This window comes from Pseudomonas shahriarae (genome assembly GCF_014268455.2).
Lineage (GTDB): Bacteria > Pseudomonadota > Gammaproteobacteria > Pseudomonadales > Pseudomonadaceae > Aquipseudomonas > Aquipseudomonas shahriarae.
Genome location: NZ_CP077085.1, coordinates 4,383,350 through 4,400,492 on the forward strand (window position 1 = coordinate 4,383,350; position 17,143 = coordinate 4,400,492).

Here is a 17,143-nt window from a genome sequence, read left to right on the forward strand (position 1 = left end):
CTAAATAAACCCCGCCAGTCTACCAGCCTTTGCACCCGCCTTTGAGCCCGAGGTTTACTGGCTGACGTTCAGCTTGCCGACCATCCCCGCCTGGTAATGCCCGGGGAGGTTGCAGGCAAACTCCAGGGCCCCAGCCTTGCTGAAGGTCCAGGTCAATTCGGCGGTCTTGCCCGGCTCCACCAGCACGCTGTTGGGATCGTCGTGCTTCATGCTGCCCATGTCACCATGACCCATTGCCGCGTGATCCATCTGGCCCATGCCGGTGGTGGTCAACATGCCGCTGGCCTGCATTTTGAGCATTTCCTTCTGGTGATCGGCATGCATGGCCGCGTCCCCCAGGTTGAACTCATGCAGCAACTGGCCCTTGTTGACCAGCACAAAGCGCACCGTCTCGCCGGCTTTTACATCCAGGGATGTAGGAGCAAAGGAAATATCCTGCAGCAGCACTTCTACAGTCCGCGTGGCCTTGGTCGCCGGGGCAGCCTCGCCAAAGGCGAAAGTGTGCGCACCATCGGCCAGCGCCGCAGCGCTCAGCATCATCAGACAACCCACCAACCACCAGGCTTTGCGCGATAACATGTTCATTCTCCAAAGGTACGGGATCCGCTTGTGGGACACTCTAATAATGCGTCGCTGCCAGCCAGCTGACTGTTAGATTACAACTTTGTCAGGTTGCGCCAGCACCACGGCGCACACGGTATAAAGCCTGCTGCTACCCGTTGCCATGAGTTGCCTATGAAACTGCTGATCGTCGAAGACCAACCCAAAACCGGCCACTACCTGCGCCAGGGCCTGGCCGAAGCCGGGTTCAATACCGAACTGGTGGCCGACGGCACCACCGGCCAGCACCTGGCGCTGACGGGCGACTACGATTTGCTGATCCTCGACGTGATGCTCCCTGGCCGCACCGGCTGGCAGATCCTGCAGGCGGTGCGCAGCGCCGGCCTGGAGATTCCGGTGTTATTCCTGACTGCGCGGGATGCGGTCGAAGATCGGGTCCACGGCCTCGAGCTGGGGGCCGACGACTATCTGGTCAAGCCATTCGCGTTCTCCGAGCTGTTGGCCCGGGTGCGCAGCCTGTTGCGCCGAGGCAGCAGCACCCCCCAGGAAACCAGCCTGCACCTGGCCGACCTGCGCCTGGACCTGATCCGCCGCCGCGTGGATCGCAGCGGCCAGCGCATCGACCTGACCGCCAAGGAGTTCGCCCTGCTGGAGCTGCTCCTGCGTCGCCAGGGCGAAGTGCTGCCCAAGTCGCTGATTGCCTCCCAGGTCTGGGACATGAACTTCGACAGCGACACCAATATCATCGAAGTGGCTATCCGCCGCCTGCGCCTGAAGATAGATGACAGCTTTCCCAACAAGCTGATACACACCGTGCGTGGCATGGGTTATGTGCTGGAGGAGCGGTTCAGTTGATCAAGCGCCTGTCCCTGGCCAGCCGCCTGGCCCTGTTGTTTGCCGGCTGCACCGCCGTGGTCTCGCTGCTGGCGGGCGTGTTGTTCAACCAGGCCAGCGAGAAACACTTCATCGAGCTGGACCAGCAATTGCTCGACAGCAAGCTGATGACCCTGCGCAGCGCCCTGCAAGGCGCCGACACCCCGGCGCTGTTCGCTTCACGCATCGCCGCACTGAAAGACGAGCTGAGCCATCAACCCGACCTGTCGGTGCGCATCAATGCCGCCGACGGCCAGCGCTGGTTTGACAGCGCGCTGCGCATCCCCAATGACCTGCCTACCGCGCCCGGCCTGCACAGCCTGCAAAGCGCCGGCACCAGCTACCGGGTGTACAACGCGCCGTTGAATCCCGAGCAGCCCGGCTCCGCGCAGTTGGTCCTGATGCTGGACATCACCCATCACCAACACTTTCTGCAGCGCATGCAGCACCTGATCTGGCTAACGGTCGGCCTGTCCGCCCTGGCCACCGCGCTTCTCGGCGCCTGGGCCGCACGCAGCGGGTTGCGTCCGTTGCGGCGAATGACTGAAGTGGCCAGCCGCGTACGCGCCCACTCCCTGACCCAGCGCCTGCCCGAAGAACAGATGCCCGCCGAACTGGCGGAACTGGCCCAGGCCTTCAACGCCATGTTCAGCCGCCTCGACGACGCGTTCCAGCGGCTGTCGGCGTTCTCTGCCGATATCGCCCACGAGCTGCGCACGCCGCTATCCAACCTGCTGACCCAGACCCAGGTGATCCTCACCCAGCCCCGGCCGCTGGAGGACTACCGCGAAGCGCTGCACAGCAATCTGGAAGAGCTGCAATGGATGGCCCAACTGGTCAATGACATGCTGTACCTGGCCAAGGCCGATCACGGCTTGCTGAACCCCAGGCGCGAGCCCCTGGCCCTGGCCGACGAGGTGGATGCCTTGCTGGAGTTCTTCGCGCCGTTGGCCGAGGACGCCCAGGTCAACCTGCTGCGCGACGGCAGCGCCAGTACCGTCGGTGACCGCAGCATGCTGCGCCGTGCTTGTTCCAATCTATTGGACAACGCTGTGCGCTTTACCCCGCCGGGCGGCGAAGTACGGGTGAGGATCAGCGAAAACGCCCAGGGCGTGACGCTGAGCGTGGAAAACACCGGCACCGGGATTCCCCAGGGGTTACTGCCCAAGCTGTTTGACCGGTTCTACCGCGTGGATCCGGCACGCCATGAAGGCAGCAGTGAGCATGCGGGGCTAGGGTTGGCGATTACCCAGTCGATTGTGCAGGCACACGGGGGGAGGATTTTCTGTGAGTCACAACCGGGGTGGACGCGGTTTGTGATTGAGCTGCCGCAGGGGGTTTGAGGCAAGTTGGGCGGGCCTCATCGCGGGCAAGCCCGCTCCCACATTTGACCGGTTTCACAAATCAAAGTGTGGGAGCTGGCTTGCCTGCGATAGCGATCTCAAGACCTACGAATATCTCAGGGCATGCGCCGGCTCAATCTTCGCCGCCCGATACGCCGGGTAAATCGTCGCCAGAAAGCTCAACACAAACCCCGCGCTGCAAATCAGCAACACATCGCCACCTTGCAGCTCCGAAGGCAGGTTGCTGACAAAGTACACGTCCGAACTGAAGATATGCTGCCCGGTCACGCGCTCCATCCAGCCCACCAGCTCACTGACGTTGAGCGCGGCAATCACTCCCAGCACGCCGCCAATCAGGGTGCCGACGATACCGATCACCGTGCCCTGGACCATGAAGATCGCCATGATCTGCCGTGGCGTGGCGCCGATGGTGCGCAGGATCGCGATGTCCGCGCCCTTGTCGTTCACCACCATGATCAGCGTGGCAATGATATTGAACGCGGCGACGGCGACGATCATCAGCAACAGCAGGCCGATCATGGTCTTTTCCATCTTCATTGCACTGAACAGGCTGCCCTGGGTGTGGGTCCAGTCATCGGCCTTGTAGGCGGCGCCCAGGCTGCCGGCAATGTCCGCCGACACTTTCGGTGCCGCGTACAGATCCTTGACCGCCAGGCGCACGCTTTGCACCTGGTTCGGCTGCCAATGCAGCATTTGCGCGGCATCGGCGACGTGGATCAGCGCCATCGAGCCATCCAGCTCGGCACCCACCTTGAACACCCCCACCACGTTCAAACGCTGCATACGCGGGGTGATGCCGCCGGGCGCAGTGCTGATTTCCGGGACGATCAAGGTCAGCTTGTCCCCCACATTCAAGCGGAAACGGCGCGCGGTGATTTCACCGATCACCACGCCGAACTCACCCGGCTGCAGGTTTTCCAGATTGCCCTGGACGATATGCTGGGTGACGATCGACACCTTGCCTTCCTGGGCCGGGTCGATCCCGCTGATCTGGATCGGCTGCATCGAGCCCTTATAGGACAGCATGCCTTCCATCTCGGTAAACGGCACAGCGGCGGTCACTTCGGGGTTTTTCAGAGCGGCGGCGGCCACGGGCTGCCAGTCGCTGATCGGGTTGACGCCGACGATGGTGGCATGCGGCACCATGCCCAGAATGCGCGAGCTCATTTCCCGCTGGAAGCCATTCATCACCGACAACACCACGATCATCGCCAGCACGCCCAGGGCGAGGCCGATCATCGAGGTCATCGAGATAAACGAGACAAAACGGTTGCGGCGCTTGGCGCGGGTATAGCGCGTGCCGATAAAAATCGATAACGGTCTGAACATTCGCGGGCACCGTTGAAAAAATAGAAAACCCAGGCACGAATGCCCGGGCTGAAACAGGTCAGATGGCGACCAGATGACCTTCCTGCAGGTGCAACACGCGGTCCATCTGCCGGGCCATGCTCATGTCATGGGTCACCACCAGGAACGCGGTGCGCATCTGGGTGCTCAGCTCCAGCATCAAGTCCTTGATGCCCTGGGCAGTGTGGGAATCGAGGTTGCCGGTCGGCTCATCGAGCATCACCAGGCCTGGGTTGTTGACCAGGGCACGGGCAATCGCCACACGCTGGCGCTCGCCACCAGACAGCTCTGCCGGCTTGTGCTCCAGGCGATGCCCCAGGCCGACGCGCTCCAGCAGCGCCGTAGCACGCTGACGCGCCTCCGGGATCGCGGTCTTGCCGATCAACAGGGGCATGCACACGTTTTCCAGGGCCGTGAACTCTGGCAGCAAGTGGTGGAACTGGTACACAAAGCCCAGGGAGCGGTTGCGCAACTGGCCACGGGCCTTCTCGTTCAACGCCGAGAGTTCTTCACCGGCCAGCCACACGCTGCCCTGGGACGGCGTATCAAGGCCGCCCAACAGGTTGAGCAAGGTACTTTTGCCGGAGCCGGAACTGCCGACGATCGCCACGCGCTCGCCCGGATGCAGTTCCAGTTGCAGGTTGGACAGCACCACTACCGATTCCGGGCCTTCCTCGTAGGATTTGCCCAGGTTGCGGCAGCTCAGGATTGCTTTTTCACTCATGCCCGATTCACTCATAGCGTAAAGCCTGCGCCGGCTGGGTACGTGCCGCGCGCCAGGCTGGATATAGGGTGGCAAGGAAACTCAGGACCAACGCGGCGCCGCCGACCATCAACACATCCTGGCTCTGCACCTGGGATGGCAAATAGTCGATGAAGTAGACGTCGGCGTTGAGAAACTTGTGGCCGATCAGGGTTTCGACGCCGGCGATGGCAGCACTGACGTTCAGCGCGGCGAAGATCCCCACGGCCGTACCGATCAAGGTACCGACCACACCGATCACCGTGCCCTGGACCATAAAGATCGCCATGATCTGCCCCGGCGTGGCGCCCAGGGTGCGCAGGATGGCGATGTCGCCCTTCTTGTCGTTCACCACCATCACCAGGGTGGAGATGATGTTGAAGGCGGCCACGGCGACAATCAGCAACAGCAACAGGCCAATCATGGCCTTTTCCATGCGGATCGCCTGGTACAGGTTGCCGTGGGTACGGGTCCAGTCACGGGCGTAGTACTGGCTTTCACCCAGATGCTGGGCGATTTCCCAGGCCCCGCGTGGCGCCTCGAACAGGTCGTTGAACTTCAGGCGCAGGCCCTGCACCTGGTCCGGCTTCCAGCGATGCAGGCGGGCCAGGTCGGTAAGGTTGGTCAGGCCGAGGAAGCCGTCGATTTCGCCGGCGCCGACATGAAAGATGCCGACTACGGTAAAGCGCTTCATGCGCGGGAACATGCCCGCCGGGGTCACGGTGACTTCCGGGGCGACGAAGGTCAGCTTGTCGCCAATGGCCACGCCGAGCTTGGCCGCCGCACGGTCGCCGATCACGATGCCGAAGCTGCCAGGCGACAGGGCATCGAGCTGGCCCTGCTGCATGAACTGATCAATGATCGAGACCTTGCGCTCCTGTGCCGGGTCGATGGCATTGAGCAGGACTTTCTGCACCTTGCCATTGTTGGTCAACAGCCCCTGCATCTGGGTAAATGGCGCGACGGCCAGCACCTTGGGGTTCTGCTTGACCTTGTCGGCCAGGCCTTGCCAGTCGCCCAGGGGCTCGCCGGACTCGATGGTCGCGTGGGGCACCATGCCCAGCACGCGGGTGCGCATCTCATGATCGAAGCCATTCATCACCGATAGCACCACGATCATTACGACGACGCCCAGGGCGAGTCCGATCATGGAGGTCAGGGAAATGAACGACACAAAATGATTGCGACGCTTTGCACGGGTATAACGCGTGCCGATAAATACGAAGAGAGGTCTGAACATGTCGGGGCTTGTTCGGAGGAAAAGAAGACGTCCCGGTGGCGGGGTCTGGTAAGCAGCTTTACACTCAGACCATTACCGTTACCTGGGGTTCGCCATGACGACATTAGATGAAGAAGATCGCCGCGAATACTACCGTATCGACGACATGATCGCACTCCAAATCAAAAGCCTGTCGGCCCCGCAAGCGGCGAGCAAGGAAGTGTTGCTGGATGATTCCCCGCTGTTCAACCTGCTCAGTGAACTGCACCTGAGCGAATTCGAGTCCCAACACCTGCTGCGCCAGCTCGGCGAGCGCGACCGCACCCTCGCCGCCTTCCTCAAAGTGCAGAACAAACGCATGGATTTGCTCAGCCAGGTCATGGCGCAAAGCCTGCTGGGCGAGATCGGCGCGCCGCAGCCGGTGATCATTTCCGAAGGTGGCATCGACTTCCAACACCCCACGGCACTCGCGCCCGGCAGCCACCTGGCGGTCAAGCTGGTGCTGATGCCCCAGGCGCTGGGCCTGCTGTTGCGGGCCAAGGTCACCCATTGCGATCCCAAGGGCGACAGTTTTGACATCGGTACCGAATTCGAATCCATGACTGACGCCCAGCGCCAGTTGCTGGCTCGCTATATTTTGCAAAAACAGGCCCAGGAACGGCGCCTGGCCCGGGAACAAAGCGACGGCCAAGACACCTGATTTCGTATTTATCCAGCCATATACCTGGCGAAAAGGAGCAACTGTGACCCTGATTTATGGCCACCGCGGCGCTAAAGGCGAAGCACCGGAAAACACACTGACCAGCTTCCAGCAATGCCTCAAGCACGGCGTGCGCCGTTGCGAACTGGACTTGCACCTGTCCATGGACGGCGAGTTGATGGTGATCCACGACCCGACCTTGAAGCGCACCGCAGACCGACGCGGCAAGGTGGTGGAGTACGTCGCCGCCGACCTGGTGAAGATGGACGCACGCAAAGGCGGCCCAGGCTGGGTCACCCCTTGCCCGATCCCGCGCCTGGAAGAGCTGTTTGAGCAGTGCGACTTCGACCACTGGCAACTGGAAGTCAAAAGCGCCTCGCGCACCCGCGCCGCGACCACCGTACTGGCGATCCGGGAAATGGCCCAGCGCTTTGGCCTGCTGGACAAGGTCACCGTGACTTCAAGCTCGCGGGAAGTGTTGAAAGCCGCCCTGGAGCTGACGCCGGACCTGTCCCGTGGACTGGTGGCCGAATACGCCTGGCTCGACCCGCTGAAGGTCGCGCAGAACTATGGCTGTGAGTATTTGGCGTTGAACTGGACGTTGTGCACTCCCGAGCGACTGGAGAAAGCCCAGCGCCAGGGCTTGCACGTGTCCGTGTGGACAGTCAACGAACCCGCGCTGATGCGCAGGCTCGCCGACTTCGGCGTAGATAGCCTGATTACAGACTTTCCCGGTTTGGCCACTGCCACTCTCGGGAATTACTGAAATCGGTCTCCCCGGCCGGCTCAGGCCACCGGCCGGAGCCGCTCAAAAAAGCCGGTTGAGGCCGTCGTAGGCCGCTACCCGATAGGCTTCAGCCATGGTCGGGTAGTTGAACGTGGTGTTCACAAAATACTTAAGGGTATTGAGATCACCCGGCTGGCTCATGATCGCCTGGCCGATGTGCACGATCTCCGAGGCCTGGTAGCCGAAGCAATGCACGCCGAGCACTTCCAGGGTCTCGCGGTGGAACAGGATCTTCAGCATGCCTTGCGGCTCGCCGGCGATCTGCGCACGCGCCATGCTCTTGAAGAACGCCTTGCCCACTTCGTAAGGCACCTTGGCCTTGGTCAGCTCGTGCTCGTTCTTGCCGATGGAGCTGATCTCGGGAATGGTGTAGATCCCGGTCGGCACATCGTTGACGTAGCGCCAGCTGCCATTGTCGACAATGCTGCCAGCCGCCGAACGCCCTTGGTCGTGGGCGGCACTGGCCAGGCTCGGCCAGCCGATCACATCGCCGGCACCATAGATATTGGTGACGCAGGTGCGGTAGTTCTCATCCACCTCGATCTGGCCACGGCTGTTGACCTTGACCCCGATGTTTTCCATGCCCAGCTTGTCGGTGTTGCCCGTACGGCCGTTGCACCAGAGCAAGGCATCGGCCTTGATCTTCTTGCCGGACTTGAGGTGCAGGATCACACCGTTGTCCAGGCCTTCAACGCGGTCGTATTCCTCGTTGTGGCGCACGGTGATGTTGTTGTTGCTGAAGTGATAGCTCAACGCCTGGGAAATTTCCGAGTCGAGGAAGCTCAGCAACTGGTCACGGTTGTCCACCAGCTCCACCAGCACACCCAGGCCGCTGAAGATCGAGGCGTATTCACAGCCGATCACGCCGGCGCCGTATATGATCAGTTTGCGCGGGGTGTGGCCCAGGCTGAGGATCGTGTCGCTATCGTAGATACGCGGGTGGTGGAAGTCGATATCGGCCGGGCGATACGGACGCGAACCGGTGGCGATGATGATGTGCTTGGCCACCAGCTTCTCGACCACGCCATTGGCGCAGACCACTTCGACGGTTTGCTCGTCGGCGAAGCTGCCGGTGCCGAAGAACAGGTCGACGCGGTTACGGGCGTAGTAGCCGGTACGCGAGGCGACTTGTTTGGAAATGACTTTCTCGGCGCTTTTCAGTACATCCGGGAACGAGAACCAGCGCGGCTCACCAATGGCCCGGAACATCGGGTTGGTGTTGAACTGCATGATCTGGCGCACCGAGTGACGCAAGGCCTTGGACGGGATGGTGCCCAGGTGGGTGCAGTTACCGCCGACCTGACGACGGCTATCGACCATCGCCACCTTGCGTCCTGCTTTGGCGGCGTTCATCGCCGCACCTTCTCCAGCTGGGCCGGAACCCAGTACCACCACGTCGTAGTTGTAGACAGCCATGCGTACTCCTCAGAACAGGCCAGGACGCACGGTTGGGCGCCTGGCTAAATCATGCCGCGGCCAGCGGTCATGAAGGATCAAATAGGCTCAGGTGTGTGAGCCGGGGCACAGTCTATATAAGGCTCAACGCCGCGCACATTAACCCTTGGTCGCGTCGTAGGCCAGTTTTGCCTTTACTACACAGTATTGATTACGGCTTGACCGCCGTCAGTTGTTCGAACGCTTTGTTGCTGCGTGTGACGAAAGCATCCCCCTCACGCATCACAAAAAATGCCGCGATCCGCTGTTTTTCTGCATAGTCCCAGCCCTCGTCGGGCCCCAGTACCAGGAGCAAGGTCGACAAGCCGTCCGCCATAAGCGCCGAAGGCTCCAGTACCGTGACCGACGCCAGGTGATGGGTGATCGGCGCCCCGCTACGGGCATCGAGGGTGTGGGAATAGCGGCGACCATCCTGCTGGAAATAATTGCGATAGTCACCTGAAGTAGACACGCCGAAGCCGTCCACCACGATCACGCGCTCAGCCACCTGCTGGTCATCGCGGGGCTCCTCCAGGGCCACACGCCAGGGCGTGCCATCGGGTTTGCGCCCGGCAGCCTTGAGCTCGCCAGTCACTTCGACCAGATACCGCTGAATGCCCAACTGCCCTAGCCGCTCGGCGATCCGGTCCACCGTGTAGCCGGCGGCGATGCTGTTGAAGTCCACTTGCACCGCCGCGTCCTTGCACAGCTGGTGACCGTCGATGCGCAAGTGCTGATGACCGACGCGCTGGCGCGCCAAGGCCAGCGTCATGGGATCCGGGACTTTTACCTGCCGCGCCTGGGGTCCGAAGCCCCACAGGTTGAGCAGTGGCTCGACGGTCAGGTCAAAAGCGCCGCCACTGGCCTGGGACAGCTGCTCGCCCGTGCGTACCAACTGCAGGATCGACTCGGGCATCGGCTGGCAGCGGTTGGCCGGCAAGTCATTGAAGCGCTCGATATCGGAATCGCTGCGATAGGTCGACAGCTGTCGGTCGACCTCGGCAAGGATGCGCTCGACCTGCGGCTGCACATCATTGGCCGCCGGCGTCCCGGGGGTACGGACATATTTGATTGAATAAGTGCTGCCCATGGTCGGGCCGCCAAACGCCTCCAGGGGCTCATCGCCGCCGCAGCCCGTCAAGATCGCCAACACAGCGCCCACCATCGCGCATCGCAAACCGCCCATAAGCCACACAACCTTATCGCTGCTGAAAACCCAATGAAGCCGCACTCAAGCACATTTCCGGGGCTGGCCATTATGCGGCATGTCGTCGCCTGACGCGGGTTGCTTCATGACAAATAGCCAGCTTGCTAACGGTTTTTGTTGCTCGCCCACACGGATACACATATGGTTACAAAACTCTTGGGCGCCAGCCAGCGCCCAGACCTTGCAGCAAGGAAGAACGACGACCAGGGATTTCCAACAAGATAGCCAGTTGAGTAAATGACATGTCCAACACCACGGGCAAAGGCAAGGCGATCTTTCGCGTTGTCAGCGGTAACTTTCTCGAAATGTTCGACTTCATGGTCTACGGCTTCTACGCCACGGCCATTGCCAAGACCTTCTTCCCTGCCGACAGCGCCTTCGCGTCCCTGATGTTGTCCTTGGCGACCTTCGGTGCCGGGTTCCTGATGCGTCCGTTGGGGGCAATTTTCCTCGGTGCCTACATCGACCGCCATGGCCGTAAAAAAGGCCTGGTGATCACCCTGGCCATGATGGCCGCCGGCACCGTGCTGATCGCCTGCGTGCCCGGCTACGCCACCCTCGGGGTGGCCGCGCCGCTGATCGTGCTGTTTGGCCGATTGCTGCAAGGCTTCTCCGCAGGTGTCGAACTGGGCGGGGTCTCGGTGTACCTGGCGGAGATCGCCACGCCGGGGCGTAAAGGTTTCTTCGTCAGTTGGCAGTCCGCCAGCCAACAAGCCGCCGTGGTCTTCGCCGGCCTGCTGGGCGTGGGCCTGAACCACTGGCTGAGCCCCGAGGAGATGGGTGAATGGGGCTGGCGCGTGCCGTTCCTGATCGGCTGCCTGATCGTGCCGGTGATCTTCGTGATTCGCCGCTCCCTGGAGGAAACCCCGGAATTCCAGGCACGTAAACATCGCCCTACCCTGCAGGAAATCATCCGCTCCATCGGCCAGAATTTCGGCATCGTCCTGGCAGGCATGGCGCTGGTGGTGATGACGACCGTGTCGTTCTACCTGATCACCGCCTACACACCGACCTTCGGCAAGGCCGAGCTGCACCTGTCGGACCTGGATGCGTTGCTGGTGACCGTGTGCATCGGTCTGTCGAACTTCTTTTGGCTACCCGTGATGGGCGCGGTGTCTGACAAGGTGGGTCGCAAGCCCTTGCTGCTGGGGGCGACTATTCTGGCAATCCTCACGGCGTACCCGGCCCTGTCATGGCTGGTGGCCAATCCGAGCTTCAGCCACCTGCTGCTCGTCGAGTTATGGCTGTCATTCCTGTACGGCTCGTACAACGGCGCCATGGTCGTTGCGCTGACCGAAATCATGCCAGTGGAAGTACGCACCACAGGCTTTTCATTGGCCTACAGCCTGGCGACCGCAACCTTTGGCGGCTTTACCCCGGCCGCCTGTACCTACCTGATCCATGTGCTGGATAACAAGGCTGCGCCGGGGATCTGGCTCAGTGGCGCGGCGGTGCTGGGGCTGGTGGCGACCCTGGTGCTGTTCAAGGGAAATCGGCACGAACTGCGCACTGCGCAGGCTTCGGTAGTCGGTGGGGCCTGATAGATCGCTATCGCGGCGATGCGGGCTTGCCCGCGATGAGGCCTTCAAACCCCACACCCCCCCCAGCCACAAAAAAGCCCCGAACCAGTCGGGGCTTTTTCATTTACCGCTAATGCTTAGCGCGGAAACGCTGGCGGGTTGACCCCAGCCATGTCTTCCATCACGCGCACCACCTGGCAGCTGTAACCGAACTCGTTGTCGTACCAGACGTACAGTACAACGCGGTTATCCTGGGTGATGGTCGCTTCAGCATCGACCACACCGGCGTGGCGCGAGCCAACGAAGTCGGTGGACACCACTTCCTGGGAATTGACGAAGTCGATTTGCTTATGCAGATCGGAGTGCAGCGCCATGTAGCGCAGGTACTCGTTCATCTCTTCACGGGTGGCGGCTTTCTCAAGGTTGAGGTTGAGAATGGCCATCGACACGTTCGGCGTGGGTACACGGATCGCGTTACCGGTCAGCTTGCCGGCCAGCTCAGGCAGGGCCTTGGCAGCAGCGGTGGCAGCACCGGTCTCGGTGATCACCATGTTCAGCGCGGCACTACGGCCACGGCGATCGCCCTTGTGGAAGTTGTCGATCAGGTTCTGGTCGTTGGTGTACGAGTGAACGGTTTCGACGTGACCGTTGATGATGCCGAACTTGTCATTCACAGCCTTGAGCACCGGCACGATGGCGTTGGTGGTGCAGGAAGCGGCGGACACGATCTTGTCGTCAGCGGTGATTTCGTTGTGGTTGATGCCGTGAACGATGTTCTTCAGCTTGCCCTTGCCAGGCGCCGTCAGCACAACGCGGTCGATACCCGGGCAGGCCAGGTGCTGGCCCAGGCCGTCGGCATCACGCCATACGCCGGTGTTGTCCACCAGCAAGGCGTTCTGGATGCCGTACTGGGTGTAATCCACCTCGGTCGGGTTCTTCGCGTAGATCACCTGGATCAGGTTACCGTTGGCGGTGATGGTGTTGTTTTCTTCGTCAACGGTGATGGTGCCATTGAACGAACCGTGTACCGAGTCGCGGCGCAAGAGGCTGGCGCGCTTGGTCAGGTCATTTTCGGCGCCTTTGCGCACGACAATGGCCCGCAGGCGCAGGCCGTCGCCACCGCCGGTTTTTTCGATCAGGATGCGTGCCAGCAGACGGCCGATACGACCGAAGCCGTACAGCACCACGTCGGTGCCTTTACGGGATGCGGCGTTTTGCTGGCCAACCACGTCGGCCAGTTCTTCACGCACGAACTGCTCGGCGCTGCGGCCATTGCCTTGAGCGCGGAATTTGAACGCCAACTTGCCCAGGTCCACCGAAGCCGCGCCGAGCTTGAGCTCGCTCATGGCTTTAAGCAGAGGGAATGTTTCGTGGACGGAGAGTTCGCTATCGTCCGAAGAACGATGGCGAGCAAAGCGATGAGCCTTGAGAATCGCGATGACTGATTGGTTGATCAGGCTGCGGCCATAGATCGAGCTCACCACATTGTTATTGCGGTACAGCTGACCGATAAGCGGGATCATCGCTTCTGCGAGTGCTTCACGGTCGATCCATTCACCAAGACACTGGTCGGGCTTCTGAGTCACGGGAACCTTCCACATGTAGGGGCTGAAAAAAGGGGCTACATTATGCCGCCCGACCGCCCCCGGAGCAATGCGCGCCACGCAACAAAAGCCCTTGCACATAATTTTCGCCGCGCTACAGGCCAGTAAATACGCGGCTTCCAGCGCACCCCCTGGTGAAAGCGTCGGGCCACTTGTCCGTAACCCTCCGAAACATACGTACATTTTGGCACTACATTTTGAGTCAAAACCGCGCATTGTTTGTCTTAGCCACTACATTTCCTACAAACCGTAATAGGCACAGTCAGCAACTGACAGGCGGCACTCCGGGCCGTTACAATTACCGACTTTGTCGCAACGCTGGAGCTCAAACGTCCGTGCCCGTCCTGCGTCTACCGCTACTCCCTGCCGAGGCAGGTAAACAGCATTGGGGCAATCTGCCCGGTGCCGCCCTGAGCCTGGCCATTGCCGAGGCTGCCAGTGCAGCCAAGCGCTTTACCCTGCTATTGACCGCCGACAGCCAAAGCGCCGAACGGTTGGAGCAGGAGCTGAGTTTCTTTGCCCCCGATTTGCCGGTGCTGCATTTCCCGGACTGGGAAACCCTGCCCTACGACTTGTTCTCGCCGCACCAGGACATCATCTCCCAGCGCATCGCCAGCCTGTACCGCTTGCCGGAACTGGCCCACGGTGTGCTGGTGGTGCCGATCACCACGGCCCTGCACCGCCTGGCGCCGACCAAGTTCCTGCTGGGCAGCAGCCTGGTGCTGGATATCGGCCAGAAACTCGACGTGGAGCAGATGCGCACGCGCCTGGAAGCCAGCGGCTACCGCTGCGTCGATACGGTGTACGAGCATGGCGAGTTCGCCGTGCGTGGCGCGTTGATCGACCTGTTCCCGATGGGCAGCAAACTGCCCTACCGCATCGACCTGTTCGACGACGAAATCGAGACCCTGCGCACCTTCGACCCGGAAAACCAGCGCTCCATCGACAAAGTACAGTCGATCAAGCTGCTGCCGGCCAGGGAATTCCCCCTGCAAAAAGACGCCGTCACACGCTTCAAGGCGCGCTTTCGCGAACGCTTTGACGTGGACTTCCGTCGTTGCCCGATCTTCCAGGACTTGAGCAGCGGGATTACCCCCGCCGGTATCGAGTACTACCTGCCGCTGTTCTTCGACGAAACCTCGACCCTGTTCGATTACCTGCCCCAGGACACTCAGGTGTTCTCGCTGCCGGGCATCGAACAGGCGGCGGAAAACTTCTGGAACGACGTACGCAACCGTTATGAAGAACGCCGCGTCGATCCATCCCGGCCTTTATTGCCGCCTGCCGAGCTGTTCCTGCCGGTAGAGGACTGCTTCGCCCGCCTGAAGAACTGGCCACGGGTGGTCGCCAGCCAACAGGATGTGGAAGCTGGCGTCGGCCGCGAACGCTTCCCGGCCCAAACCCTGCCCAACCTGGCCATCGAGGCCAAGGCCAGCCAGCCGCTGCAAGCGTTGTCCGACTTCCTCGGCGACTTCCCCGGCCGCGTGCTGTTTACCGCCGAATCCGCCGGGCGCCGCGAAGTGCTACTGGAGTTGCTGGAACGTCTGAAGCTGCGACCAAAAACCGTCGACAGCTGGCCGGACTTTGTCGCCGGCAAGGACCGCCTGGCGATCACCATTGCGCCGCTGAACGAAGGCCTGCAACTGGATGATCCGGCCCTGGCACTGATTGCCGAGAGCCCGCTGTTCGGCCAACGCGTGATGCAGCGCCGGCGCCGGGAAAAACGTGCCGACGCCAACAACGACGCGGTGATCAAGAACCTCACCGAACTGCGCGAAGGCGCGCCGGTGGTGCATATCGACCACGGCGTGGGACGCTACCTGGGCCTGCAGACCCTGGAGATCGACAACCAGGCAGCCGAATTCCTCACCATGGAATACGCCGAGGGCGCCAAGCTCTATGTGCCAGTGGCCAACCTGCACCTGATCGCGCGCTACACCGGCAGCGACGACGCCCTGGCGCCGTTGCACCGCCTGGGTTCCGAGACCTGGCAGAAGGCCAAGCGCAAGGCCGCCGAGCAGGTGCGCGACGTAGCCGCCGAACTGCTGGACATCTATGCTCGCCGCGCGGCCCGCGAAGGCTATGCGTTCGCCGACCCGAAGGCCGACTACGCCACGTTCAGCGCCGGCTTCGCCTTCGAAGAAACCCCGGACCAGCAAACCACCATCGACGCCGTGCGCGCCGATATGCTCGCGCCCAAGCCCATGGACCGCCTGGTCTGCGGTGACGTGGGCTTTGGCAAGACCGAAGTGGCGATGCGCGCCGCGTTTATCGCGGTGCATGGCGGCCGCCAGGTGGCAATCCTGGTGCCGACCACCCTGCTCGCCCAGCAGCACTACAACAGTTTTCGCGACCGCTTTGCCGATTGGCCGGTGACCGTAGAGGTGATGAGCCGCTTCAAGTCCGCCAAGGAAGTCAACGCAGCCGTGGCCGACCTGGCCGAAGGCAAGATCGACATCGTGATCGGTACCCACAAGCTGCTGTCGGACGATGTGAAGATCAAGAACCTGGGCCTGGTGATCATCGACGAAGAGCACCGCTTTGGCGTACGCCAGAAGGAGCAGCTCAAGGCCCTGCGCAGCGAGGTCGATATCCTGACCCTGACCGCCACACCGATCCCGCGCACGCTGAACATGGCGGTGTCGGGCATGCGCGACCTGTCGATCATCGCCACGCCGCCGGCACGACGCCTGTCGGTGCGCACCTTCGTCATGGAGCAGAACAACAGCACGATCAAGGAAGCCCTGCTGCGCGAGTTGCTGCGCGGCGGCCAGGTCTACTACCTGCACAACGATGTGAAAACCATCGAGAAATGCGCCGCCGACCTCGCCGAACTGGTGCCGGAAGCGCGGATCGGCATCGGCCACGGGCAGATGCGCGAACGTGAACTCGAACAGGTGATGAGCGACTTCTACCACAAGCGCTTCAACGTGCTGATCGCCTCGACCATTATCGAGACCGGCATCGACGTGCCGAGCGCCAACACCATTATCATCGAGCGCGCCGACAAGTTCGGCCTGGCGCAGTTGCATCAGTTGCGTGGCCGGGTCGGCCGCAGTCACCACCAGGCCTACGCCTACCTGCTGACACCACCGCGCCAGCAAATTACCGGCGATGCGGAAAAGCGCCTGGAAGCCATCGCCAACACCCAGGACCTGGGTGCGGGCTTTGTGCTGGCCACCAACGACCTGGAAATCCGTGGCGCCGGCGAACTGCTGGGCGACGGCCAGAGCGGGCAGATCCAGGCCGTGGGCTTTACCCTCTATATGGAAATGCTGGAGCGCGCGGTGAAGGCCATCCGCAAGGGCGAACAACCGAACCTCGACCAGCCCCTGGGCGGCGGGCCGGAAATCAACCTGCGTCTGCCGGCATTGATTCCCGAGGACTACCTGCCGGATGTGCATGCACGCCTGATCCTGTACAAGCGCATCGCCTCGGCCACTGACGAAGAAGGTCTCAAGGACCTGCAAGTGGAGATGATCGACCGCTTCGGCCTGTTGCCGGAGCCGACCAAGAACCTGGTGCGCCTGACCCTGCTCAAATTGCAGGCCGAGCAACTGGGGATCAAGAAGGTCGACGCCGGGCCGCAGGGCGGGCGTATCGAGTTCGAAGCGCAGACGCCGGTAGACCCGCTGGTACTGATCAAGTTGATCCAGGGCCAGCCCAACCGCTACAAATTCGAAGGCGCTACGCTGTTCAAGTTCATGGTGCCGATGGAACGTGCAGAAGAGCGCTTTAATACATTGGAGGCGCTGTTTGAGCGCCTCATCCCGAAACCTGCTTGA

Annotated in this window: 13 protein-coding genes; 6 read left to right on the forward strand and 7 right to left on the reverse strand. The window is 61.7% G+C overall.

What is annotated here, in order from left to right:
- Positions 1–54: 54 nt before the first annotated feature.
- Entirely contained in the window at positions 55–579 is a 525-nt protein-coding gene (gene copI, locus HU773_RS19490; RefSeq protein WP_057438536.1) for a copper-resistant cuproprotein CopI, read from the reverse strand.
- A gap of 156 nt (positions 580–735) precedes the next feature.
- Between copI and HU773_RS19495 the strand changes: the two genes are divergently transcribed.
- Together HU773_RS19495 and HU773_RS19500 are read left to right on the forward strand one after the other, a co-directional pair.
- Complete coding sequence (locus tag HU773_RS19495; RefSeq protein WP_057438535.1) at positions 736–1,416, forward strand: heavy metal response regulator transcription factor; 681 nt, start codon at positions 736–738, stop codon at positions 1,414–1,416.
- On the forward strand, positions 1,413–2,777 hold the full coding sequence (locus HU773_RS19500) for a heavy metal sensor histidine kinase (RefSeq protein ID WP_169989652.1): 1,365 nt from the start codon (positions 1,413–1,415) through the stop codon (positions 2,775–2,777). The genes HU773_RS19495 and HU773_RS19500 overlap by 4 nt, the downstream gene beginning before the upstream one ends.
- 105 nt (positions 2,778–2,882) lie before the next feature.
- Here HU773_RS19500 and HU773_RS19505 read toward each other — a convergent pair whose 3' ends face one another.
- From HU773_RS19505 to HU773_RS19515, 3 genes are read right to left on the reverse strand one after another with little or no spacing between them, the layout of a single operon-like run.
- On the reverse strand, positions 2,883–4,127 hold the full coding sequence (locus tag HU773_RS19505; protein WP_057438534.1) for a lipoprotein-releasing ABC transporter permease subunit: 1,245 nt from the start codon (positions 4,125–4,127) through the stop codon (positions 2,883–2,885).
- Between the two features lie 58 nt (positions 4,128–4,185).
- Positions 4,186–4,869, reverse strand: coding sequence for a lipoprotein-releasing ABC transporter ATP-binding protein LolD (gene lolD / locus HU773_RS19510; protein WP_019818240.1), 684 nt, complete (start codon positions 4,867–4,869; stop codon positions 4,186–4,188).
- A 7-nt stretch (positions 4,870–4,876) separates the two neighbouring features.
- Positions 4,877–6,127, reverse strand: a complete 1,251-nt coding sequence (locus tag HU773_RS19515) for a lipoprotein-releasing ABC transporter permease subunit (protein WP_057438533.1) — start codon at positions 6,125–6,127, stop codon at positions 4,877–4,879.
- A gap of 94 nt (positions 6,128–6,221) precedes the next feature.
- Between HU773_RS19515 and HU773_RS19520 the strand changes: the two genes are divergently transcribed.
- On the forward strand, positions 6,222–6,806 hold the full coding sequence (locus tag HU773_RS19520; RefSeq protein ID WP_120733795.1) for a PilZ domain-containing protein: 585 nt from the start codon (positions 6,222–6,224) through the stop codon (positions 6,804–6,806).
- 43 nt (positions 6,807–6,849) lie between these two features.
- Positions 6,850–7,572, forward strand: a complete 723-nt coding sequence (locus HU773_RS19525; protein WP_057438531.1) for a glycerophosphodiester phosphodiesterase — start codon at positions 6,850–6,852, stop codon at positions 7,570–7,572.
- A gap of 42 nt (positions 7,573–7,614) precedes the next feature.
- Here the strand turns inward: HU773_RS19525 and sthA are convergent, their stop codons facing one another.
- Positions 7,615–9,009, reverse strand: a complete 1,395-nt coding sequence (gene sthA / locus HU773_RS19530) for a Si-specific NAD(P)(+) transhydrogenase (RefSeq protein WP_057438530.1) — start codon at positions 9,007–9,009, stop codon at positions 7,615–7,617.
- A gap of 190 nt (positions 9,010–9,199) precedes the next feature.
- Positions 9,200–10,213 carry an FAD:protein FMN transferase gene (locus HU773_RS19535; RefSeq protein ID WP_186625594.1) on the reverse strand — a complete coding sequence of 338 codons (1,014 nt, stop codon included), beginning with the start codon at positions 10,211–10,213 and terminating at the stop codon, positions 9,200–9,202.
- Between the two features lie 263 nt (positions 10,214–10,476).
- Between HU773_RS19535 and HU773_RS19540 the strand changes: the two genes are divergently transcribed.
- A complete protein-coding gene (locus HU773_RS19540) occupies positions 10,477–11,775 on the forward strand; it encodes an MFS transporter (protein WP_057960295.1) in 1,299 nt (432 codons plus the stop codon).
- A 116-nt stretch (positions 11,776–11,891) separates the two neighbouring features.
- Here the strand turns inward: HU773_RS19540 and HU773_RS19545 are convergent, their stop codons facing one another.
- Positions 11,892–13,355, reverse strand: a complete 1,464-nt coding sequence (locus tag HU773_RS19545) for a glyceraldehyde-3-phosphate dehydrogenase (RefSeq protein WP_057960296.1) — start codon at positions 13,353–13,355, stop codon at positions 11,892–11,894.
- A 338-nt stretch (positions 13,356–13,693) separates the two neighbouring features.
- Here HU773_RS19545 and mfd point away from each other — a divergent pair, with 338 nt between their 5' ends.
- On the forward strand, positions 13,694–17,143 hold the full coding sequence (gene mfd / locus HU773_RS19550) for a transcription-repair coupling factor (RefSeq protein WP_057960297.1): 3,450 nt from the start codon (positions 13,694–13,696) through the stop codon (positions 17,141–17,143).